This window comes from Vibrio maritimus (assembly GCF_021441885.1).
GTDB classification, from domain to species: Bacteria; Pseudomonadota; Gammaproteobacteria; order Enterobacterales; family Vibrionaceae; genus Vibrio; species Vibrio maritimus_B.
Window position 1 is genome coordinate 1,091,592 of record NZ_CP090438.1, and the last position, 21,322, is coordinate 1,112,913.

Consider the following 21,322-nt stretch of genomic DNA (forward strand, 5'->3'; position numbering starts at 1 on the left):
AACGTATTAGTTTTTTTCTCTGTCTAGCGAGCGTTGACGCAGCAGTTTTTGTTGCTGGTGTAAGGCTGCTTTTATGAGTAGATCTTGGTGTTCTTCAAGAATACGAACAAATGAAAGTGTCACGAGATAACCTTCATCTTGATGTTCTATGTTGGCTACTTCACCGTAGCAGTAGACACCTGAAGGCGGGTGATCGAGAAACAGTTTGAGTCTAGTGTACTGTCCTAGTTGTAGTTCATCGCGACTAATGTAGGTCAACTGACTGGCACCGAAGCTTTTGGTAATGTGCCTTAGCGCAGGCTCATCTTGCTGAGCAATCATGTAATTGAGTAGAAGGTTCAGCTTGTTGTTTTGCTGCTCGATCAACTCTGCGACGTGTTTTAAATTGTGTTGGTTGAGTTCGTGCTGCGCGGCATCTGTTTTTTGGTCTAGTTGACTAAACTCACTCGATGCGACAAAAGAAGCGGGAATCTCGGCAATATAGTCCGTTAATTCAGGGAGTGCAGAGCCTACTTTGAGTGGCTCAATGTTCGCCTTAAGCGGTCCATTTACGGTGAAGAAGTCGTCTTGCTGCATAATTTTTCCCTAATTAACATCCATTAATTATCTCTGGGTATACGTGAGTTATCAAGAAAACGGCAGATGAATTCCGCAAAAGTCAGTAATTTAAAAGGAAAATGACATCCAGGGCTACAACCCTGACACTTTTCTGGTTACATTAACTGGTAGATTTCTTTCTATGGCGAACACTATGTTTCACCCCTTGCCAATATTTATTGGACTGCGTTACCTCAGAGGTCGTTCTGGCGACCGATTCAGTCGATTTGTTTCCTATATGTCCACCGCAGGTATCACCATTGGTGTTTTATCGCTTGTGACTGTGCTATCAGTGATGAACGGGTTTGAAGCCCAACTCAAAGGTCGCATTTTAGGTGTATTGCCTCAAGCGGTGATCAGTCATGAGTCGGGTCGTGTTGATCTTGATAACAAGCCGGCGGAGCTACTGTCCGCTTATCCATCCAGCCAACCGGCAGTGCCTATAGTACGCAGTGAGGCTGTACTGCAGAGTCATCAAGGGCTCTCTGCTGCACTCATGATTGGTATTGAGCCTAACAGCGATGACCCTATTCGTTCGAGAATTGTCAGCGGCAGTGTCGAGCGTTTAGCTGCGGGTAAATACCAGGTGTTGCTAGGTCATAGCCTTGCGCGTGAACTGGATGTGCGAGTGGGTGACAAAGTCCGTTTGATGGTCACAAGCGCGAGCCAGTATACGCCACTTGGAAGAATACCGAGTCAGCGTATGTTTACGGTAGCAGGTTTATACAGTACCGGTTCGGATGTCGATAGTCAGTTGGTCGTGACGCATATTTCTGATGCCGCCAAGCTGATGCGCTATAAGTCGAACCAAGCGAGTGGCTGGAGATTGTTTTTCGATGACCCGTTTGTGGTTTCCCAGCTCAGTGAACAACCACTACCAGAAGGGTGGAGTTGGAGTGATTGGCGCGAACAGCGCGGAGAGTTGTTCCAAGCAGTACGCATGGAGAAAAACATGATGGGACTGATGTTGGGGCTTATCATCGGAGTTGCCGCATTTAATATTATCTCAGCGCTCATAATGGTCGTCATGGAGAAGCAGTCAGAGGTTGCCATTCTTAAGACCCAAGGAATGAGTGACAGACAAGTGCTGTGTATCTTTATGGTTCAAGGCGCCAGCAGTGGCGCAGTTGGTGCGATTGTCGGTGGCGTGTTAGGTGTGATTTTGGCAAGCAATCTAAATAGCTTGCTTGATGCAATGGGCGTCGCACTGTTTAGTTTTGGCGGTCAGCTGCCAGTGGTCATCAACCCTTATCAAATTATTGTCGTCGTGGTGTGTGCCGTGTTGCTCAGCTTAGCCGCGACGTTATTCCCTTCTTACCGAGCATCGTCAGTGAAACCCGCAGAGGCCCTTAGATATGAGTAATCCGTTAATCGCGTGTCGTAATATTCGCAAAACCTACCACGACGGCGCTGTTGATACTGAGGTATTGAAAGGGGTCAGCTTTGACATCGCTAGTGGTGAACTGGTGTCCATTATTGGCTCGTCCGGCTCGGGTAAATCAACTCTGCTTCATGTATTGGGCGCGTTGGATGAGGCAACAGAAGGCAGTGTTGAATTCCAAGGGCAGTCTCTTTTAGATATGGGAAGTAATCAGCAAGCTAAGCTTCGCAATCAGCATCTAGGGTTTGTCTATCAGTTCCATCATCTTTTAAGTGACTTTACCGCTGTAGAGAATGTTGCAATGCCACTGCTTATCGGCGGTGCCAAAGTGAGCAGTGCGAAACAAGAAGCCAGAGAGCTTCTTGAAAGAGTAGGGCTACAACATCGACTCGACCATAGACCGTCAGAGTTGTCTGGTGGCGAACGTCAACGTGTGGCAATTGCGAGAGCCTTGGTCAACAAACCCGATCTCGTACTTGCAGATGAGCCGACTGGTAACTTGGATCATGCAACGGCGCTGTCTATTTATGACCTTATGAGAACTCTGAATCGCGAGTATGGCACTGCGTTTCTTGTTGTCACACACGATAATGAGCTCGCTTCGAAAATGGACAAACAACTACATATGCAAGACGGTCTGCTGGTGGATGCAGCGACAGTCAGCGCGTAAGACGAGGAGCAATCGTGTCACTATCGTTTTTCATTGGTAAGCGATTTAGCAAAGCCAAGCAGCGTAACAAAATGGTGTCGTTCATCTCTATGTCTTCAATCGTCGGCATCGCAGTTGGTGTGGCGGTTATTGTGATTGGCCTATCTGCAATGAACGGTTTTGAGCGTGAACTTAAAAACCGAGTACTGTCGGTTATCGCCCATGGTGAGTTTGAAGGTGTGAATGCACCGATTCAAAACTGGCAGAAGGTCGTTGATGCCTCGCTCAACCACAAACGTGTTGAAGGCGCTGCGCCCTATGTCAGACTAACGGCTCTCGTTGAAAAGGGGAGTCAACTCAAAGCGGTTGAGCTAAGAGGTGTGACACCTGAGCTAGAAAGTCAGGTGTCGACGTTGCCTAGTTTCGTTGCAGAGCAGTCATGGAACGCGTTTAAACCGGGCGAGCAGCAAGTTATATTAGGGCAGGGCGTCGCGCAGCAAGTCGGGGTCTCCGTTGGTGATTATGTGACCTTGATGATCCCAACGACTGGAGATACCAGTAAGGTTCAGTCGCCAAGACGAGTGCGAGTAAAAGTCACGGGATTACTTGAGCTTAACGGACAGATCGATCACAGCCTAGCCATAGTCCCACTTGAGGATGCGCAAGGTTATGCGAGGCTTGGAGAAAGCGTCACTGGCGTCTCCATAAAGGTAGACAATGTGTTTGATGCACCGCTCATTGTCCGCGAAATCGGTAATACGCTAACGGAGTACGTTTACCTTCGTAGCTGGAAGCAGAAGTATGGATTTCTGTACCGTGATATCCAATTAGTACGAACTATCATGTATTTAGTGATGGTTCTTGTTATCGGTGTCGCTTGCTTTAATATTGTGTCGACGCTCATGATGGCGGTAAAAGATCGCGCTTCCGAAATCGCTATTCTCCGTACCATGGGAGCGAGTGATGGCCTGATTAAGCGTATCTTTATCTGGCAAGGCGTATTCTCTGGCGTCGTTGGCAGTGTGATTGGAGGCATATTGGGCAGCTTCGTTGCACTTAATTTAACGCCAATTGTATCGGGATTAGAAAACTTGCTCGGGCATCAGTTCTTGTCTGGAGACATCTACTTTGTCGATTTTCTGCCGTCACAATTGATTTGGAATGATGTGCTCTTGGTATCTGGGACTGCAACATTACTCAGCTTGATAGCAACCTGGTACCCTGCGATGAAAGCGAGTCAGCTTAATCCAGCCACAGTCCTGAGTGCCAAGTAGAGATTAGACGAAACGACGAGGTAGTGATTTCCCCTCGTCCAGATAGCAAAAAGGACCACTTGATGTGGTCCTTTTTTAATGCTTGCAAACTTATCAGTTTCAGCCGAGTTGGTGGTTCATCGCATAACGGCTCGAGTGTTTTGTTATGCCACCAAGATACGTTTAACGTGGATCCGCTTAACGTGTTGAGCGTTGTTGCCAGCTACGAACCACTGAATATCGCCAAAGTCCTCGTATTCCAAAGTAACCGGCTATGGCGGCCACAGTGCCACAGATCGCACAGCCCAGCAGGAAAGGGGGACCAATAGTGCTCATCTGGTCTGATAGATATTGCCACGATAGTTCAAAGTGAAACGGTTGTGGCGGAGTGTTCATGCAGAACGCGCCTACCTTATAGGCAAAGTAAAATAATACCGGCATGGTAACAGGATTACTGATCCACACTAAGGCGACCGATAGCGGCAGGTTGACGCCGAAAAGAATAGCGAGTCCGGCGGCCATGATCATTTGGCTAGGAAGCGGTACGAAAGCCATAAAAAGACCGACAGCAAAAGCGCCTGCCGCAGAGCGACGGTTTAGACACCATAAGTTCGGGTTGTAAAGGAGGTTGCCGAACACTTTCAATGCCTTTTGTTTTTTGATCATCTCGTGATCAGGCATGAAACGTTTAATGAACTTTCTTGGCATAGGGAAATATGGCTCTGTTAACAGGTATCGCAGTCCCACTCAGCTACTCGTTAGTGATGATTAGCGCTGTATGGTGGCCTGAGATGCCGAGTATTTTCTGGTTAATTCCTACATGCTGTACATGCATCGCCTGTTTGCTAAAGCGTAGCTGGGTGCTGTCAGCAGTATTCGCCGCAATGTCCGTGGCTTTGATACAAGGGAACCTTTTCAAGTACCAATCCGAGGTACTTTTCCGATTTGGCACAGATATTACCATAAAAGCACGAGTTGACAGCTATTTTAAAAAAATAAGTCATGGCTATGAAGTACATGCAACGATAACGGCCATAAACGGACACCCACTTCCTTCATTTAAGGCGCCTAGAGTTCGCCTCAGAACGCCTTTTGCATTAGAAGCAGGGGCCACGTTTTTTGGGCCTGTTCAGCTTAAGCGCCTATCTGGCGTCCTCAATCAAGTAGGATTTGACCGCGAGAAACATGCTTTTTCTCAAGGTATAGTCGGTATTGCTACTTTAGCCAATAAAAAGCATAGTTTTTCTGTTTCTAAATATCACTGGCGAGCAAAGGCTCATGATTCCGTGAAAGCGGCAACAGAAAACAGTCCTTTTCAAGGCTTGTATCTCGCGCTGGTGTTCGGCGATCGAAGCATGCTACCAATAGAGCAAAGAATGTCGTTACAGCAAAGTGGTCTCTCGCACCTAATTGCAATATCTGGTTTGCACATTGGTGTCATTTTCGGAATGGGGTATTGGGTAGTGAAGTCGCTTATATCGTTTCTCAAGTTGGTTCTGCCCTATAAGCTCGGTTCAAATCTGGTTCACAGTGGCCAATTTTGGTCATTGAGTATTGGTTTGCTATTCGCGTACTGGTACTGCGCACTCGGTTTTTTCGCAATCTCAACGGTTCGCGCCTTGATAATGCTTGGAATTTTATCGCTACTACTATTAACGCAAGTGCGAATTCATCGACTCATGGTGCTGTTGGTTAGCGCAGCTGTCGTCCTGACATTGGTTCCTTTTTCCGCTGCGAGCATGAGCTTTTGGCTCTCTTTTTTTGCAGTCGGCGCATTGCTGTTGACGCTAACTATTTTAGGTAAAACGCGAGGTGTGATGGCGATTGTAAGCCTGCACTTGGTTTTGTCGGGGCTTTTTATCCCATTAATCGGTTTCCTGTTTCATGGCATACCACTACTCAGTGCCGCATACAACTTTGTGTTTGTACCTTGGTTTAGTTTTTGTATTGTCCCGCTCACCCTATTAGCGGCTGCCATCAATATGATGGGCTTCAGTTCAGATTGTTTGTGGTTTTTGCTCGATCAAGCGCTGCTACCCTTAGATCTATTACTTCCCTATGCGTCCTCGTTTTGGACCCCGATAGTTCACAATGATTTGATGTTCGTGATTGTGTTGTTGGTGATCGTTCTGAGTTTCAAGTGGCTTTCAACTTCGATGACGACGGCTGTATTTGTCGTGTTCTCAACACAATATTTTATGATGCATCGAGAAGAGAAAGTTAGTGTTCACTTTCTCGATGTGGGCCATGGATTGTCAGTAGCGATTGTTCAGGGTGACGAAGCGGTCGTTTACGACACAGGAAGGGCGACCCCTACCTTTTCGATGGCTGAAGCAGTGCTGATTCCAAACCTTAGGGCGTTAGGAGTAAAGAGACTGGAAGGCTTGATCTTGAGCCACGCCGACAATGACCACGCTGGTGGTGAGGCCGACCTAAAACAGAACATGGCCCCAAGGTGGATACGTCGTCCAGAGGGCGGTGGTCAGGTCAACTCTTGTATCAGAGGTGAACGATGGAAATGGGGCGCCGTTGACTTTGAGGTGTTGTGGCCTCCTGTAAGAGTCACACGCGCTTACAATCCTCATTCTTGTGTAATCTTAGTCACGTATCAAGAAACAGATCGAACATACCGTTTGCTGCTGACAGGTGATATAGAGAAGGTGAGTGAAATCCTTCTTTCTCGTGAACTTGAACCTCTATCTATTGATGTGATGAGCGTGCCTCACCATGGCAGCAAGACCTCTTCCTCAAGATATCTCCATCAAACGATAGATGCTGACTATGCAGTGGCATCGAACCAGTTTGATTCAAGGTGGCAATTGCCCAGTCCAGTCGTTCGAGAGCAATATCAAAACAATGGCAGTATTTGGTATGAAACTGGACGATCTGGACAAGTCTCATTCCAGTTTATTGGTCAAGAAATCATCGTTTCCACCGCGAGGTCAGATTACCTAGCGCCTTGGTATAGGCAGATGTTACGAAGCAGAGTAGAATGAGAGGATAGATAAAGTAAATCGATAAAGAATTATGTCGCAAAATCAAGATGAAACAACGCTGCAGACGTTTAAGCGTTTGTGGACTTACATTCGTGAGTATAAAACGGGTCTAGCCGTTGCGGTTGTCGCACTAATTATCAATGCGGTCGCAGATACGTACATGATATCGCTTTTAAAGCCGCTTTTGGATGAAGGCTTTGGCGATGTAGAGTCCAACTTCTTGAAGGTTTTGCCTCTGATTATTCTCGGCATGATGTTTATCCGCGGGCTATCTGGTTTTGTCTCGACCTACTGCTTAAGTTGGGTCTCAGGCAAGGTGGTAATGCACCTTAGAAGAGGGATATTTAACCACTTTATGCATATGCCGGTCTCCTTTTTCGATAAGGAGTCAACCGGTGGTTTGCTGTCTCGCATAACTTATGATTCAGAACAAGTGGCAGGGGCGACGAGTAGCTCGCTGGTTAGTATCGTTCGTGAGGGTGCGAGTATCATCGGCCTGCTAGTCTTGATGTTTTGGAGCAGTTGGCAGCTATCGCTCGTGCTGCTCGTCGTCGCGCCAGTTGTTGCGTGGGCGATTCAAGTTGTTTCCAAACGTTTTCGCAAGATCTCCGTCAACATGCAGACCTCAATGGGTCATATGACGACTTCGGCAGAGCAGATGCTGAAGGGACACAAGGTTGTTCTGAGTTACGGTGGTCAACAAATCGAGAAAACGCGTTTTGATGAAATGAGTAATCAAATGCGTCAGCAGACCATGAAAATGGTTGCCGCATCGGCGATTGCTAACCCTGTAATTCAAATGATCGCCTCATTAGCGTTAGTTGCCGTTCTTTTCCTAGCTAGCTTTGATGAAGTTCGTGAGCAGCTTACTGCAGGTACCTTTACTGTTATTTTCTCAGCAATGTTCTCATTGATGCGTCCTCTGAAAGCTCTAACCGGTGTGACGGCTGATTTCCAACGTGGTATGGCTGCGAGCCAAACTTTGTTCAATCTCATGGATTTGGACACTGAGCGCGATAATGGGACCAAAGAAATCACACGAGCTAAGGGTGAACTGTCGGTTAAAGATGTGACCTTTACTTATGAAGGCAGTGAAAAGCCTGCCCTGCGCAATGTAAGCTTCGATTTACCTGCTGGTAAGACGCTTGCACTGGTCGGTCGTTCGGGCTCTGGTAAGAGTACCATCGCTAACCTATTTACTCGTTTCTACGATGTTGATAGCGGCACTATCGAGCTGGATGGTCACAATATCGAAGATATTAAGCTAACCAATCTCCGTCAGCACTTTGCGCTGGTTTCGCAAAACGTTCACCTGTTCAACGATACGATTGCCAATAACATTGCGTACGCGACAGATGGTCAGTATTCTCGTGAGCAAATTGAGCATGCCGCAACCTTAGCCCATGCTATGGAGTTCATTAATAACCTCGATGACGGTTTAGATACCGTGATAGGCGAAAACGGCGCAAGCCTTTCAGGCGGACAGCGTCAACGAATCGCCATCGCTCGAGCCTTGCTTCGAGATGCGCCTGTCCTTATTTTGGATGAGGCAACATCGGCGCTCGATACTGAATCTGAGCGAGCCATTCAGTCTGCTCTTGATGAGCTTCAGAAAGATAAAACAGTGCTGGTGATTGCGCACCGTCTATCCACTATTGAAGAAGCGGATGAAATTCTTGTCGTAGACGAAGGTGAAATTATCGAGCGCGGTGACCACAAGACCCTAATTGAGCATCAAGGTGCTTACGCGCAATTACACAAAATCCAGTTTGGTGATCACTAGTGATAGACAAACTGTGGTTCGGTAATCATCCACTTCGCTTGATATTGTGGCCGCTGCTGTGGCCGCTAAGCCAACTGTACTTGTTGGTGAGTACTCGTCGACGTCGCGCTTACGAATCAGGGAGTAAACCTCGCTACAAAGCCAAGGTGCCCGTTATCGTTGTGGGTAATATTACTGCTGGTGGTAATGGAAAAACCCCCATGGTTGTTTGGTTGGTTGAGCACTTGGTACGCCAAGGCAAGCGCCCAGGTGTCGTCTCTCGAGGCTATGGTGGTAAAGCAGCGCATTATCCATTAATGGTGAGCGCTGAGACGCTACCCTCAGAGTGTGGCGATGAACCAAAGCTAATTTTCGAGCGCACTCAAGTCCCCGTTTGTGTCGACCCCGTTAGAGTGAATGCAACGAAACAGCTTGAGTCATTGGGTGTCGATGTCATTATCACCGATGATGGGCTCCAGCATTACGCACTCGACCGCGCTTTTGAAATTATTGTAATCGATGGGGTAAGGCGCTTTGGCAACCAGCAAGCCATCCCATTGGGACCGATGAGAGAGTCGCTTGCTAGGCTAGATGAGGTTGACCTTAAAGTCGTCAACGGCGGACCGGATTCACAGCAATTACAAATAAACTCAGAAAAGCGCTTTGTCCTCTGTCCAGACACAGCCGTAAATCTAGTGACGGGAAAAACCGCATCCATTTCTGAGTTGGGTTCGTTAGCCGCATTCGCTGGCATCGGACACCCTCCACGTTTTTTTGACACCTTAGAAAAGTTGGGCGCAAGCTTGGCCAAAACACAAGGCTTTGCCGATCATCAAGCGTTTGATGCCCAGAGGCTCGCCGAACTCAGTGTGGGTGTCGATAATGTCATTATGACAGAGAAAGATGCGGTGAAATGCCGCTCGTTTTCAAAGGGCAATTGGTGGTATTTGCCAGTGTCGGCTCAATTTACCGAGCAAGATAGCCAGCAGATACTTCAAGAAATCAATAAGGTAATAGAAAGTTATGGATCACAGACTGCTTGAGATCGTGGCATGCCCAGTATGCAAAGGGAAGCTAACATTCGACAAAGATAAACAGGAGCTTATCTGTAAGCTTGACCGATTGGCTTACCCGATCAAAGAAGGGATTCCAGTGTTGCTTGAACCTGAAGCAAGACAGATGAGTATGGAAGAGGGTCGATAGATGGCATTCACGGTTATCATCCCAGCTCGATATAGCTCCTCACGTCTTCCAGGTAAGCCTTTGGCAGATATTTGCGGCAAACCAATGGTGCAGCATGTTTATGAGCGTGCTGTTGAGTCGGGTGCTGACCGAGTCATTGTTGCCACTGATGACGTGAGAATTGAATCAGCGGTTCAAGCATTTGGTGGAGAAGTCTGTATGACCTCCCCAGATCATCAATCGGGTACTGAGCGCCTAGCGGAAGTGGTTGAGTTAATGGGCATTGAGCCTGAGCACACAATCGTCAACGTTCAAGGTGATGAGCCGTTAATACCAGCGAGTATCATTAAGCAGGTCGCGGACAATCTGCAATCGAGCCAGGCGCCGATGGCGACGCTAGGAGTGACGATTGAGGATGAGGAAGAGGTTTTCAACCCCAATGCTGTAAAGGTTGTCACCGACCAAAATGGCTTCGCCCTTTATTTCAGCCGTGCCACGATTCCCTGGGATCGAGACGCGTATGCCTCAGAGCCGAAGTCAACTGCGGCAAGCCCTCTAATGCGCCATATTGGCATTTATGCGTATCGAGCAGGCTTTATCAACACCTACATCAATTGGGCGCCAAGTGCACTTGAGAAGATTGAATCTCTCGAGCAGCTCCGTGTGCTTTGGTATGGTGAGCGTATTCACGTCGAACTGGCAAAAGAGGCGCCCCCTGCAGGTGTCGATACGCCAGAAGATCTTGATAAAGTGCGAGCACTTTTGTCGAAGTAATGTTTGAAAACGCCGCTGGAATCAGCGGCGTTTTTTTAGTTTAGCTGCGAAACAGGGATCTCTTTCCATTCGCCAGGTTGCAACTCATCTAGGCTGAACCGCCCCATTTTCGCGCGAATTAATCTAAGCGTTGGGAAACCAATATGAGCGGTCATACGGCGCACCTGACGATTTCGCCCTTCAATGATAGTGACACTTAGCCAAGTCGTTGGGATATTAGCGCGAAATCGCACAGGAGGGTGTCGCTCCCAAACCGTAGGGGCGTCCATGCGTTCGATTTTGGCAGGCAGTGTCGGCCCATCTTTCAGTGTCACGCCACTTCTTAGCTTGTCTAACTCTGCTTCGGATGGATCACCGTCGACTTGCACCCAATAGGTCTTCTCAGACTTTGATTGTGGTTGCGTCAATCTTGCCTGCAAGACGCCATCGTTAGTCAGCACCATTAACCCTTCGCTATCGCGATCAAGTCGGCCTGCGGCGTAAACATCTTTTATCGGGATGTAGTCTGCGAGCGTTTTTCTTCCCTCGCCATCAGTAAACTGACTTAAGGTGTCGTAGGGCTTATTGAACAGAATCACTTTTCTTTCACTCGGGGTAGGTCGCTTCTTTTCGGTCCGCTTTGGGTTGCCTGAACGACGTTTTTGATTCGCCCTTTGACCATGACTTTTTTGTTTGAATTGACTCGATGAAGAACGCGAAACACGCTGGGAACCCTTACGCGTTGTTTTAATCGTCATGTTAACTACCTTGCAAAAATGTAAACGAACTGTGTGGTTTAGTTTTGTCTACGGGTGTTTTGAGCTATCATGAGCGCGCTCAAAAACAGGAATAACGCACAAGATAATAGACTAATTGACCAATTTTGTTTAATTATAAGTGCTTAGGATTTCGTTTGACTGAACAAAACTACGCCAAAACGATGAGTTTTCATCTGCAGTTGTCTTAGGTTTGCTCTCGAGTTGGTGTCCAGTCAAAACGTTTACGCCTTCCAAATGGAGGCGTTAATTGATAAAGGGTGCTCAGCCCGATTAGAACGATAGGGAAATTTCATGCCTACAGAAAAGCCGACAATCATCTATACCATTACTGATGAAGCGCCAGCGCTGGCAACATATTCATTGCTACCGATCATTCAGTCATTCACCGCGTCTTCAGGTATTGATGTTGAAACAAGAGATATTTCACTAGCAGGGCGTATCATTGCCAACTTCCCTGACTATCTCAAAGAAGAACAACGCATTGGTGATGCGTTAGCAGAGCTTGGTGAACTAGCCAAAACACCTGAAGCAAACATCATTAAACTACCAAACATCTCTGCATCGATTCCTCAGCTACAAGCTGCTATCAAAGAACTTCAAGCTAATGGCTACGATCTTCCAGATTACCCGGAAGAGCCTGCAAATGCAGAGCAAGAAGCCGTTAAAGCGGTGTATGACAAAATTAAAGGCAGTGCTGTAAACCCAGTACTGCGTGAAGGTAACTCAGACCGTCGCGCGCCACTATCTGTGAAAAACTACGCAAAGAAAAATCCTCACTCAATGGGCGCGTGGGCATCAGATTCTAAGTCTCATGTTTCTAGCATGTCTGATAGCGATTTCTTCGGTAGTGAAAAGTCAGTAACGACGACAGGCGCAACCGATGTGAAGATTCAGTTCACTTCATCAGCAGGTGAGACAAAAATACTTAAAGAAAAGGTTGCATTGCAAGCAGGCGAAATCATTGACGCTTCTGTAATGAACAAAAACGCGCTTGTTGCGTTCTTCGAAGAGCAAATTGAAGACGCTAAGAAACAAGACGTACTACTTTCTCTGCATATGAAAGCGACCATGATGAAGGTATCTGACCCGGTCATCTTTGGTCACGCCGTTAAGGTTTACTACAAAGCGGTATTTGACAAGCATGGCGAGCTTTTTGATGAGCTGGGCGTTGATGTCAATAACGGTATCGGTGATGTGTATGCGAAGATTGCATCACTTCCAGCAGCGCAGAAATCGGAAATTGAAGCTGATCTAGCAGCGGTATACGAGGCACAGCCTCCACTGGCTATGGTTGATTCAGATCGTGGTATTACGAACCTGCACGTACCTAGTGACATCATTGTTGATGCATCGATGCCGGCAATGCTGCGCTCTTCTGGCCAGATGTGGGGTCCAGATGGTAAGCAAAAAGACACGAAAGCGATGATCCCAGATCGCAGCTACGCAAGCATCTATCAAGCGGTTATCGACTTCTGTAAGCAGCACGGTGCGTTCGATCCAACGACGATGGGTAGCGTACCTAACGTGGGTTTGATGGCGCAAAAAGCAGAAGAGTACGGCTCTCACGATAAAACCTTTATTATGAGTGATGCTGGTACGGTTTCTGTCGTTGATACAGAGGGTAATGTTCTTATTGAACAATCCGTTGAGGAAGGCGATATCTTCCGTATGTGTCAGGTGAAAGACGCGCCGATTCAAGACTGGGTCAAGTTGGCGGTAACACGTGCACGCGCTTCAAGCACACCGGCTGTGTTCTGGCTAGATGAAAATCGTGCACACGATGCAGAGCTGATTAAGAAAGTGAATCAGTACCTTCCTCAGCACGACACAGCAGGTCTAGAGATCCATATTAAGGCGCCGCTAGAAGCAACACTATTCTCGCTAGAGCGTATTAAAGAGGGTCTAGATACTATCTCGGTAACAGGTAACGTACTTCGAGACTACCTAACCGATTTGTTCCCAATTCTAGAATTGGGTACGTCAGCAAAAATGCTGTCTATCGTTCCACTGATGAATGGTGGTGGTCTGTTTGAGACCGGTGCGGGTGGTTCTGCGCCTAAGCACGTTCAGCAAGTACAAAAAGAAAACCACCTACGTTGGGATTCTTTGGGTGAGTTCTTAGCCTTAGCTGCTTCTCTAGAGCACCTAGCGGTGGTTTCTGGCAAAGAGAAAGCAAATGTACTCGCGAAAGCTCTAGACTCAGCGACAGGCAAGTTTCTAGACGAAAACAAGTCACCTTCACGTAAAGTGGGTGAGCTAGACAACCGTGGTTCTCACTACTACCTAGCACTCTACTGGGCTCAAGCTCTCGCGGTTCAAACTGAAGATGCAGCATTAGCCGAAGAATTTGCACCGATTGCAGAACAACTAGCGTCTAATGAAAGCATCATCGTTTCTGAATTGAATAACGCTCAAGGCGTTGCAGGTGATCTTGGCGGTTACTATCAACCGAATGACGTGAAAGCTTCTTCACTAATGCGCCCAAGCGCGACGCTGAATAGCATTATCGGCTAACAGTGACTAGATATAAAAAAACCACCTTCGGGTGGTTTTTTTAATCCTGTGGTCAGTACTTCTAGTGTAACGTTGGATTGGATTTGTGATGCTTTACTACTTCGCTAAATCACCTTCTACCGGAGTGACCGAACTTGCGTGGTAGCCCTTTGGTCCTTCTTCTACTTCGTAGTTGACTTGCTGACCGGCTTTAAGAGTGCGGTAGCCATCCATTTTAATTGTTGAGTAGTGCGCGAAAATATCGCCGTCTTCACCCTCTGGACAAATAAAGCCAAATCCCTTGGCATTGTTAAACCATTTTACTGTACCTGTCGCCATGCTATACATCCCTCATGCATTTTGTAACTGAAGTTGTGGTAGAAGATACTGACCTTCGGTAAATCTACTGACTTCATGAGACTATTCGCTCCAAATCATCGTATTTAGCACCAGTGGCTAGCCAAAATCAGCGAGTTCACTGTGAGAAATTTCCCATACGCTGGGGCATACTGATTCAAAACTTGTTAAATTTTAGTCACTAGTTAACCACTCTAGTCAAACATTGAGCGTAGTCAATAGGAAACTAGTATAAATAACTACATATTCTATACATATGCGCTTTGGTTTTAACAAATGTGCAATGAAACGCTTCTGTTTACATAGGCTTACTGTATGCTAGAGGGGAGGGAGGATAACTTTTTTCAACGTGGCTCATATGTGACACACACTAATAGCATTGTTTTGTTTGCAGCGATACAATTGGTGCATTAGTCTCTTAATAAGAGATGTTTTTCGAGTGGCAGATTGAAAGCAACTTAGCTGAGAAGCTCAGACTAGATACTGTCACATTGTGATGAATTTTTAAGAAAACTCTCGAACATCTGGCCATGAGTAAAAATTTTGAATGGGTGACTCCAGACTCAGATTTATTGGAGAAAGAAAAAACTAAGGTTGAGCCACCGGCGCTGTATAACGTTATCCTCAATAACGATGATTACACCCCGATGGACTTTGTTGTAGAAATCTTGGAACGCTTTTTTTCACTCAACGAGGATAAAGCAACGCAGGTGATGCTAGCTGTACACTATGAAGGTAAAGCCGTCTGTGGCACCTACACTGCTGAAGTTGCTGAAACGAAAGTTGCTCAAGTGACCATGTATTCAAGGGAACATGAACACCCACTTTTGTGTACCATGGAAAAAGCCTAATTTTCGCTTGAATGGCGCTTGCCATTCCTTAGGAGGTACTTATGCTGAATAAAGAACTAGAATCGAGTCTGAACGGTGCATTCGCTCGTGCCCGCGACAAAAGACATGAATTCATGACCGTAGAGCATCTCCTTTTAGCTTTGTTGGAAAATGACTCGGCTAAAGAGGCCCTAACAGCATGCAACGCTAACCTAGAAACGTTGCGTAATGAGTTGGATATTTTCATCGATCAAACCACTCCGCTCATTCCAGACTCTGACGATACAAGAGAAACCCAGCCTACGCTTAGTTTCCAACGAGTACTTCAGCGTGCCGTCTTCCATGTTCAATCATCTGGTCGCAGTGAAGTGACCGGTGCCAACGTTCTGGTCGCCATTTTCAGCGAGCAGGAATCTCATGCGGCTTATCTTCTAAAGAAGAATGACATTAGCCGACTAGACATTGTTAACTTTATCTCACACGGGATCACCAAGAATGCCGGCCCTTCAGGTGATGAGCCTTCTAGTGGTTCGTTAGGCGGTAGCAGCGAAAGCATTGAAGATGCGAACAGCGAAGACCGCTTAGAGAGCTTTGCAACCAACCTGAACCAAGTTGCAAAAGCGGGGAATATTGACCCTCTCATTGGGCGTGATAAAGAGCTAGAGCGTACAATCCAAGTCCTTTGCCGACGTCGTAAAAACAACCCGTTGTTAGTGGGTGAAGCGGGTGTTGGTAAGACGGCGATTGCAGAAGGGCTTGCGTGGAGAATCGTCGAAGGTCAAGTACCTGAAGTCATCAAAGACAGCGTTATCTATTCTCTGGATATCGGTTCGCTTCTCGCGGGCACCAAATATCGCGGTGACTTCGAGAAACGCTTCAAGGCAATCCTGAAACAGCTTGAGAAAGAAGACGATGCCATCCTATTCATCGATGAAATTCACACCATCATAGGAGCAGGTGCTGCGTCTGGTGGTCAAGTTGACGCCGCTAACTTGATTAAACCTCTATTGAGTAGTGGTAAATTGCGCTGTATCGGTTCGACGACCTACCAAGAATACAGCAACATCTTTGACAAAGAGCGCGCGCTGTCTCGTCGATTCCAGAAAATTGACGTGGTGGAACCATCTTTAGATGACACCACTAAGATTTTGATGGGTTTGAAACCTAAGTACGAAGAGCACCACGAAGTACGTTATACCAACAAAGCACTGCGTGCTGCGGTAGAGCTGTCGGCTAAATACATTAATGAGCGTCACCTTCCAGACAAAGCCATTGATGTAATCGATGAAGCTGGTGCTCGTAGCCGCTTGGTTCCTGCTAGCCGTCGCAAGAAAACTGTGGGTGTCGCGGACATCGAAGCCATGGTGGCTAAGATGGCTAGGATCCCAGAGAAATCAGTATCTTCTTCTGACAAAGACATTCTTCAGAATCTTGATGAGAAGATGAAGATGTTGGTATTCGGACAAGACCAAGCGATCGATGTGCTTAGTGAAGCAATCAAGATGACTCGCGCAGGTCTTGGCAATGAGGATAAACCTGTAGGTTCGTTCTTGTTCGCAGGTCCTACTGGGGTAGGTAAAACAGAAGTGACAGTTCAGCTGTCGAAACTGCTGGGCATCGAATTGCTTCGCTTTGATATGTCTGAATACGGCGAGAGACACTCGGTAAGCCGTTTGATCGGTGCACCTCCGGGTTATGTAGGTTATGACCAAGGCGGTCTATTGACTGACGCTGTTATTAAGCATCCGCACTCTGTCGTTCTTCTCGACGAGATTGAGAAGGCTCACCCAGATATCTTCAACCTGCTATTGCAAGTGATGGATAATGGTACGCTGACGGACAACAACGGCCGCAAAGCCGATTTCCGAAATGTCATTTTGGTTATGACCAGTAATGCTGGTGTAACCGAGACAGAGAAGAAATCGATTGGTCTTATCCAGCAAGACCATAAACCTGATGCGATGGGCGCGATTAAGCGTGTGTTCACACCAGAGTTCCGTAACCGCCTTGACGGTATCATCTGGTTCAACAGCTTAGATGATGTTGTCATTCACCAAGTGGTCGACAAGTTTATTGTTGAGCTGCAAGCGCAGCTAGATTCACGCGGAGTATCTCTAGAGGTGTCTGATGAAGCTCGTGACTGGTTAGCTGTTAAAGGTTACGACAAGACCATGGGGGCACGTCCAATGGGGCGCGTCATCCAAGACAAGCTCAAAAAGCCACTGGCCAACGAGCTGTTGTTTGGTAGCTTAGTCGATGGCGGTACGGTGCGTGTTTCTTTGGAAGAGGATGATCTCGCATTCGAATACATTGGCTCGAAGGAAGCGGCTGAAGCGCATCACTAACACATTCGCCAAGTAATAAAAAAGCGTACCCAAATGGGTACGCTTTTTAGTATCTGATGTGGAGATCACAATAAAAAACGGAGCCGAGAGCTCCGTTTTTTATTGCATTCGACAATCGTAGATTAACGAGCGCGGAAGACGATGCGGCCTTTAGATAGGTCGTATGGAGTCATCTCTACAGTTACTTTGTCACCAGTAAGGATACGGATGTAGTTTTTACGCATCTTACCAGAGATGTGTGCAGTAACTACGTGACCGTTTTCTAGTTCAACACGGAACATTGTGTTTGGTAGAGTATCAAGAACAGTGCCTTGCATCTCAATTACGTCTTCTTTAGCCATTTAATCCTCTTTCGAAATGTGGCGTTTTTAACGGCGAGCATTGTGCCGCTAAAATCTCAATATGTAAAGTTGCGGTGTATTCTACCCTTGCCAACGCTGATTTACTAGCCTTTGATGACGTTGGAAGCGGGTTTTGTAGTTCATGGCGGAGCAATCATCGATTTGATAGCCCAAGTAGAGCCACTGCTTGTTGTAATGGCGACAGTATTCTAACTGGCACAACACCGCGTAAGTTCCTAATGATAGCTCATAGTCTGGATCAAAAAAGGTGTAGAAAGCACTAGCGCTGTTTTCAAGTATATCCGTAATTGCGATGGCAACCAGATCATCTCCGTCATAGATGTGAAGGTAGTGCATGGTCAACCAAGTGCAATCGGCAAATTCAAAAAACTCTTTTTCACGAGGGGGATACATGCTTCCAGAAGCGTGCCTTCCTTCGATATATTTGGCATAGAGTTCAAACCATTTTTCGTCGAGTTGGCTACGGATTTCCCAACGCAGATGTTTGCCTTTTGACCATAGTCGTTTTTGACTTTTCGAAGGGCTGAAGTCTTGAACTGCCACCCTTAGAGCCTGACAGGCTTGGCATTTGTCGCACTGTGGCTTGTAGAGTGTATTGCCACTGCGGCGAAAGCCATTGGCGAGCAGCATTTCGAAGTTTTCCCCGCTGTGCATCTCCTTTTCAAGGACGATCGCGACACGTTCTTCCTTTGATGGAATATAACTGCAAGGCTGCTGTCGGCTCAGTCCAATACGAATTTGTTGCAAGGCCATGTTCATCTACTCTCACTCCTCTCTATAGGCAATGATAGCGTCTGGTGCTCAAAACAGGAACGTTCAACAGCGGATTGTTGATATTGATACAGCTTTTCCAAGAATGAGACTCGATCCAGTTCTGTCGCGCCGAGGGATTGCAGGTGAGGGTTCATGACTTGGCAGTCGATTAGCTTTCCTCCGCTCAAAGTAAAGTGTTCACAGAAATACCAAAGGGCGATTTTGGACGCATTGGTTGCTAGAGAAAACATGGACTCGCCACAAAATACCTGCCCGATAGAAAGACCATAGAGACCGCCCACTAACTCCTGGTTTTGCCATACTTCGACAGAGTGACAATGACCTTGGTTTGCGAGTTCAATGTATGCAGCTTGCATATCGTCATTTAGCCAGGTTTCTTCCAGTGGCCGAGTACTGGAGCAAAACCCAATTACCGAAGCCGTATCTTTATTTATCGTGACCTGATAACCGTGCTTACGTTGGAACTTTCGTAAGCTTTTCGAGGGTTGGAAAGATTCTGGGAAGAAAACGGCTCGCGGAGAAGGACTCCACCACAAAAGAGGTTCATTGGGTCCAAACCAAGGAAAAACACCGCTCTTATAGGCACTAATGAGTCGTTGCGGACTCAGGTCACCACCAAAAGCGAGTAAACCGTTAGGTTCATCTAAAGCCTCAAATGGCGAAGGGAAGCTTAGGTCATGACTGTCTAGTTCTGGAAGATATATGGTCATACGGAATAGGCTCTGATTTCCTTTATTTTTCGCTGTACTAGCTGGCTAGTACCTGTTTGCCTGATTTTTAACCGCCGTTAGCAGTTTTAGGGGTGGCGCTCATTCTTTATTTTCGATAGTCTGCCAGTACGAAGAATTATAGAGGATACTTCACGTTAGGACCGAAGTATCAGCAAAGGATTAAACACCCCAATGGAAAGCTTAACATTACAACCAATTCAGAAAGTCTCAGGAACGGTGAATCTTCCTGGTTCTAAAAGCGTTTCCAATCGTGCATTACTGCTGGCTGCGCTAGCCGAGGGTACAACTACCCTGACTAATTTGCTCGATAGTGATGACATTCGACACATGCTGAATGCCCTTACTAAACTGGGCGTCGAGTATCAGTTATCTGCGGATAAAACTCAATGTGTTGTCAAAGGTTTAGGTAAGGCTTTTTCCGTAGACTCTTCAACCGAGCTATTTCTGGGTAACGCGGGGACTGCAATGCGTCCACTCGCCGCGGCACTTTGTTTAGGTAAAGGTGAGTTCATCTTGACTGGCGAGCCACGCATGAAAGAGCGTCCAATCGGTCACTTGGTTGATGCGCTTGTAGAGGCAGGGGCGGACATCACTTATCTAGAGAACGAAAACTACCCACCACTCAATATCAAGGGTACGGGCCTGAAAGGCGGTCATGTTAAAATAGATGGCTCAATTTCGAGTCAGTTTTTAACTGCGTTTTTGATGTCAGCGCCACTCGCTGAATCAGACGTTACCATTGAGATTGTTGGCGAGTTGGTTTCTAAGCCATATATTGATATCACCCTACACATCATGAAGCAGTTTGGTGTGGAAGTTGAAAACCAAGATTATCAGAACTTCGTTGTCAAAAGTGGTCAACAGTACCAATCACCAGGTCAATTCCTCGTTGAAGGCGATGCATCATCTGCCTCATATTTCCTAGCGGCAGCTGCCATCAAGGGCGGTGAGATTAAAGTGACGGGTATTGGGAAAAACAGCATTCAAGGCGATATCCATTTCGCAGATGCGCTTGAGAAGATGGGCGCTGATATTGAATGGGGTGATGACTATATCCTATGTCGCAAGGGTGAGCTTGTCGGTATCGATATGGACTACAACCATATTCCGGATGCGGCGATGACAATTGCGACCACAGCACTTTTTGCCAAAGGGACGACGGCTATCCGTAATGTTTACAACTGGCGTGTAAAAGAGACGGATCGCTTGGCTGCGATGGCTACTGAACTTCGTAAAGTCGGTGCTACCGTAGAAGAAGGTGAAGACTATATCATTGTTGAGCCAACGAAAGATCTGAAGCACGCTGCGATTGATACATACGATGACCACCGCATGGCGATGTGTTTTTCACTGGTTGCGCTAAGTGACACCCCAGTGACTATCAATGACCCTAAGTGTACGTCAAAGACATTCCCAGATTACTTTGACAAGCTAGAAGGTCTAAGCCAGTCATAATAAAAAGCGCCCTCTCGTAAGATAGGGCGCTTTTTTTAATCTATTGAGTCGTTATTCGACAGTAAATTCTTTTGAAAGGTGGTGGGCTAAGTATTTGAACATGTTGAATACAGCCGTTGTTTTTTCAGTTGGAAGACCATTGTCATCCAAGAAATAATTGCCCTTAAATACTAATACACCGTCTTTTTCTTCAACGCTGTCAGCACGCATACCTTCGATGAAGTCTTCGTGCTCTTGAATGACCTGATTCGCAATCAACAAAAGGTCGAATTGAGAGATTGGCTTTCTTTGTGACATATTGATGTCCTCTATATATATGGCTTTTGCCGTAGTTTATGAGTGACAACACATTTTGCAAGGACAAATATCTCGGCTATAGTTAGCAGCAATTTGTGATTTGCCACAAATTTTGATTATTGTTGCTAGTCAACTTGGGTAAATGACGTTTAATATTGCGCCATTTTTTAAATGGCGAGCCCGTTTCAATCGGACATTTGTCGACCAATTAGCGTCTGATTGTAAAAAAACAGGTTGACCTTCTTTTGTTCTCGCTCAATAGTAAAAAGAAGCATACATTTCGAACATCGTGCGATTAAATGTCGCAATGTGATATAGGACGTTAG

The 21,322-nt window shown here is 46.5% G+C and carries 20 protein-coding genes; 12 read left to right on the forward strand and 8 right to left on the reverse strand.

The genetic code is table 11. The annotated features are described in order from the left end of the window. Window positions 1–6 precede the first annotated feature (6 nt). Window positions 7–576 carry a PilZ domain-containing protein gene (locus LY387_RS05065; protein WP_234495529.1) on the reverse strand — a complete coding sequence of 190 codons (570 nt, stop codon included), beginning with the start codon at window positions 574–576 and terminating at the stop codon, window positions 7–9. Between the two features lie 175 nt (window positions 577–751). On the opposite strand from LY387_RS05065, the gene lolC reads away from it, so the two are divergent. From lolC to lolE, 3 genes are all read left to right on the forward strand, one after another. Continuing rightward, window positions 752–1,960 carry a lipoprotein-releasing ABC transporter permease subunit LolC gene (lolC, locus tag LY387_RS05070; RefSeq protein ID WP_234495530.1) on the forward strand — a complete coding sequence of 403 codons (1,209 nt, stop codon included), beginning with the start codon at window positions 752–754 and terminating at the stop codon, window positions 1,958–1,960. Further along, complete coding sequence (gene lolD / locus LY387_RS05075; protein ID WP_042476787.1) at window positions 1,953–2,648, forward strand: lipoprotein-releasing ABC transporter ATP-binding protein LolD; 696 nt, start codon at window positions 1,953–1,955, stop codon at window positions 2,646–2,648. Before lolC ends, lolD begins: the two co-directional genes overlap by 8 nt. A 71-nt stretch (window positions 2,649–2,719) precedes the next feature. Next, window positions 2,720–3,901 carry a lipoprotein-releasing ABC transporter permease subunit LolE gene (lolE, locus tag LY387_RS05080; protein ID WP_234496058.1) on the forward strand — a complete coding sequence of 394 codons (1,182 nt, stop codon included), beginning with the start codon at window positions 2,720–2,722 and terminating at the stop codon, window positions 3,899–3,901. A 177-nt stretch (window positions 3,902–4,078) separates the two neighbouring features. Here lolE and LY387_RS05085 read toward each other — a convergent pair whose 3' ends face one another. After that, a complete protein-coding gene (locus LY387_RS05085) occupies window positions 4,079–4,588 on the reverse strand; it encodes a DUF2062 domain-containing protein (RefSeq protein WP_042476794.1) in 510 nt (169 codons plus the stop codon). An 8-nt stretch (window positions 4,589–4,596) separates the two neighbouring features. Here LY387_RS05085 and LY387_RS05090 point away from each other — a divergent pair, with 8 nt between their 5' ends. Genes LY387_RS05090 through kdsB form a run of 5 tightly spaced genes read left to right on the forward strand, consistent with a single transcriptional unit; the run spans window position 4,597 to window position 10,594 of the window. Continuing rightward, on the forward strand, window positions 4,597–6,876 hold the full coding sequence (locus LY387_RS05090) for a DNA internalization-related competence protein ComEC/Rec2 (RefSeq protein WP_234495531.1): 2,280 nt from the start codon (window positions 4,597–4,599) through the stop codon (window positions 6,874–6,876). Between the two features lie 31 nt (window positions 6,877–6,907). Continuing rightward, complete coding sequence (gene msbA, locus LY387_RS05095; RefSeq protein ID WP_234495532.1) at window positions 6,908–8,659, forward strand: lipid A ABC transporter ATP-binding protein/permease MsbA; 1,752 nt, start codon at window positions 6,908–6,910, stop codon at window positions 8,657–8,659. After that, entirely contained in the window at window positions 8,659–9,681 is a 1,023-nt protein-coding gene (gene lpxK / locus LY387_RS05100; protein ID WP_234495533.1) for a tetraacyldisaccharide 4'-kinase, read from the forward strand. The genes msbA and lpxK overlap by 1 nt, the downstream gene beginning before the upstream one ends. Then, window positions 9,662–9,841, forward strand: coding sequence for a Trm112 family protein (locus tag LY387_RS05105; RefSeq protein ID WP_006075338.1), 180 nt, complete (start codon window positions 9,662–9,664; stop codon window positions 9,839–9,841). Before lpxK ends, LY387_RS05105 begins: the two co-directional genes overlap by 20 nt. Continuing rightward, a complete protein-coding gene (gene kdsB, locus LY387_RS05110) occupies window positions 9,842–10,594 on the forward strand; it encodes a 3-deoxy-manno-octulosonate cytidylyltransferase (RefSeq protein ID WP_234495534.1) in 753 nt (250 codons plus the stop codon). 35 nt (window positions 10,595–10,629) lie between these two features. On the opposite strand, the gene LY387_RS05115 is transcribed toward kdsB, so the two are convergent. Then, on the reverse strand, window positions 10,630–11,331 hold the full coding sequence (locus tag LY387_RS05115; RefSeq protein ID WP_234495535.1) for a pseudouridine synthase: 702 nt from the start codon (window positions 11,329–11,331) through the stop codon (window positions 10,630–10,632). Window positions 11,332–11,643: 312 nt separating this feature from the next. On the opposite strand from LY387_RS05115, the gene LY387_RS05120 reads away from it, so the two are divergent. Continuing rightward, window positions 11,644–13,866: an NADP-dependent isocitrate dehydrogenase gene (locus LY387_RS05120; protein WP_234495536.1), complete on the forward strand. Its 2,223-nt coding sequence runs from the start codon at window positions 11,644–11,646 to the stop codon at window positions 13,864–13,866. Window positions 13,867–13,962: 96 nt separating this feature from the next. On the opposite strand, the gene cspD is transcribed toward LY387_RS05120, so the two are convergent. Continuing rightward, a complete protein-coding gene (gene cspD / locus LY387_RS05125) occupies window positions 13,963–14,184 on the reverse strand; it encodes a cold shock domain-containing protein CspD (protein ID WP_042476908.1) in 222 nt (73 codons plus the stop codon). 548 nt (window positions 14,185–14,732) lie between these two features. Between cspD and clpS the strand changes: the two genes are divergently transcribed. Together clpS and clpA are read left to right on the forward strand one after the other, a co-directional pair. After that, window positions 14,733–15,053 (forward strand): ATP-dependent Clp protease adapter ClpS, encoded by a 321-nt coding sequence (clpS, locus tag LY387_RS05130; protein ID WP_042476814.1) that lies wholly within the window; start codon window positions 14,733–14,735, stop codon window positions 15,051–15,053. A 41-nt stretch (window positions 15,054–15,094) separates the two neighbouring features. Then, on the forward strand, window positions 15,095–17,377 hold the full coding sequence (gene clpA / locus LY387_RS05135; protein WP_042476817.1) for an ATP-dependent Clp protease ATP-binding subunit ClpA: 2,283 nt from the start codon (window positions 15,095–15,097) through the stop codon (window positions 17,375–17,377). A 122-nt stretch (window positions 17,378–17,499) separates the two neighbouring features. Here the strand turns inward: clpA and infA are convergent, their stop codons facing one another. From infA to aat, 3 genes are all read right to left on the reverse strand, one after another. Beyond that, entirely contained in the window at window positions 17,500–17,718 is a 219-nt protein-coding gene (infA, locus tag LY387_RS05140) for a translation initiation factor IF-1 (RefSeq protein ID WP_001040192.1), read from the reverse strand. Between the two features lie 81 nt (window positions 17,719–17,799). Next, a complete protein-coding gene (locus LY387_RS05145; protein WP_234495537.1) occupies window positions 17,800–18,498 on the reverse strand; it encodes an arginyltransferase in 699 nt (232 codons plus the stop codon). Then, window positions 18,495–19,223 (reverse strand): leucyl/phenylalanyl-tRNA--protein transferase, encoded by a 729-nt coding sequence (gene aat, locus LY387_RS05150; RefSeq protein WP_234495538.1) that lies wholly within the window; start codon window positions 19,221–19,223, stop codon window positions 18,495–18,497. Before aat ends, LY387_RS05145 begins: the two co-directional genes overlap by 4 nt. A 192-nt stretch (window positions 19,224–19,415) precedes the next feature. On the opposite strand from aat, the gene aroA reads away from it, so the two are divergent. Then, window positions 19,416–20,699, forward strand: coding sequence for a 3-phosphoshikimate 1-carboxyvinyltransferase (aroA, locus tag LY387_RS05155; RefSeq protein ID WP_234495539.1), 1,284 nt, complete (start codon window positions 19,416–19,418; stop codon window positions 20,697–20,699). Window positions 20,700–20,750: 51 nt separating this feature from the next. Here aroA and LY387_RS05160 read toward each other — a convergent pair whose 3' ends face one another. Beyond that, window positions 20,751–20,996: a YciN family protein gene (locus tag LY387_RS05160; protein ID WP_234495540.1), complete on the reverse strand. Its 246-nt coding sequence runs from the start codon at window positions 20,994–20,996 to the stop codon at window positions 20,751–20,753. Window positions 20,997–21,322 lie beyond the last annotated feature (326 nt).

What these genes read in the sequence shown, in the direction of transcription:
- LY387_RS05065 (WP_234495529.1), bottom strand. Translation starts at nt 576, where the DNA reads ATGCAGCAAGACGACTTCTTCACCGTAAATGGACCGCTTAAGGCGAAC.
- lolC (WP_234495530.1), top strand. Translation starts at nt 752, where the DNA reads ATGTTTCACCCCTTGCCAATATTTATTGGACTGCGTTACCTCAGAGGT.
- lolD (WP_042476787.1), top strand. Translation starts at nt 1,953, where the DNA reads ATGAGTAATCCGTTAATCGCGTGTCGTAATATTCGCAAAACCTACCAC.
- lolE (WP_234496058.1), top strand. Translation starts at nt 2,720, where the DNA reads ATGGTGTCGTTCATCTCTATGTCTTCAATCGTCGGCATCGCAGTTGGT.
- LY387_RS05085 (WP_042476794.1), bottom strand. Translation starts at nt 4,588, where the DNA reads ATGCCAAGAAAGTTCATTAAACGTTTCATGCCTGATCACGAGATGATC.
- LY387_RS05090 (WP_234495531.1), top strand. Translation starts at nt 4,597, where the DNA reads ATGGCTCTGTTAACAGGTATCGCAGTCCCACTCAGCTACTCGTTAGTG.
- msbA (WP_234495532.1), top strand. Translation starts at nt 6,908, where the DNA reads ATGTCGCAAAATCAAGATGAAACAACGCTGCAGACGTTTAAGCGTTTG.
- LY387_RS05105 (WP_006075338.1), top strand. Translation starts at nt 9,662, where the DNA reads ATGGATCACAGACTGCTTGAGATCGTGGCATGCCCAGTATGCAAAGGG.
- kdsB (WP_234495534.1), top strand. Translation starts at nt 9,842, where the DNA reads ATGGCATTCACGGTTATCATCCCAGCTCGATATAGCTCCTCACGTCTT.
- LY387_RS05115 (WP_234495535.1), bottom strand. Translation starts at nt 11,331, where the DNA reads ATGACGATTAAAACAACGCGTAAGGGTTCCCAGCGTGTTTCGCGTTCT.
- LY387_RS05120 (WP_234495536.1), top strand. Translation starts at nt 11,644, where the DNA reads ATGCCTACAGAAAAGCCGACAATCATCTATACCATTACTGATGAAGCG.
- cspD (WP_042476908.1), bottom strand. Translation starts at nt 14,184, where the DNA reads ATGGCGACAGGTACAGTAAAATGGTTTAACAATGCCAAGGGATTTGGC.
- clpS (WP_042476814.1), top strand. Translation starts at nt 14,733, where the DNA reads ATGAGTAAAAATTTTGAATGGGTGACTCCAGACTCAGATTTATTGGAG.
- clpA (WP_042476817.1), top strand. Translation starts at nt 15,095, where the DNA reads ATGCTGAATAAAGAACTAGAATCGAGTCTGAACGGTGCATTCGCTCGT.
- infA (WP_001040192.1), bottom strand. Translation starts at nt 17,718, where the DNA reads ATGGCTAAAGAAGACGTAATTGAGATGCAAGGCACTGTTCTTGATACT.
- LY387_RS05145 (WP_234495537.1), bottom strand. Translation starts at nt 18,498, where the DNA reads ATGAACATGGCCTTGCAACAAATTCGTATTGGACTGAGCCGACAGCAG.
- aat (WP_234495538.1), bottom strand. Translation starts at nt 19,223, where the DNA reads ATGACCATATATCTTCCAGAACTAGACAGTCATGACCTAAGCTTCCCT.
- aroA (WP_234495539.1), top strand. Translation starts at nt 19,416, where the DNA reads ATGGAAAGCTTAACATTACAACCAATTCAGAAAGTCTCAGGAACGGTG.
- LY387_RS05160 (WP_234495540.1), bottom strand. Translation starts at nt 20,996, where the DNA reads ATGTCACAAAGAAAGCCAATCTCTCAATTCGACCTTTTGTTGATTGCG.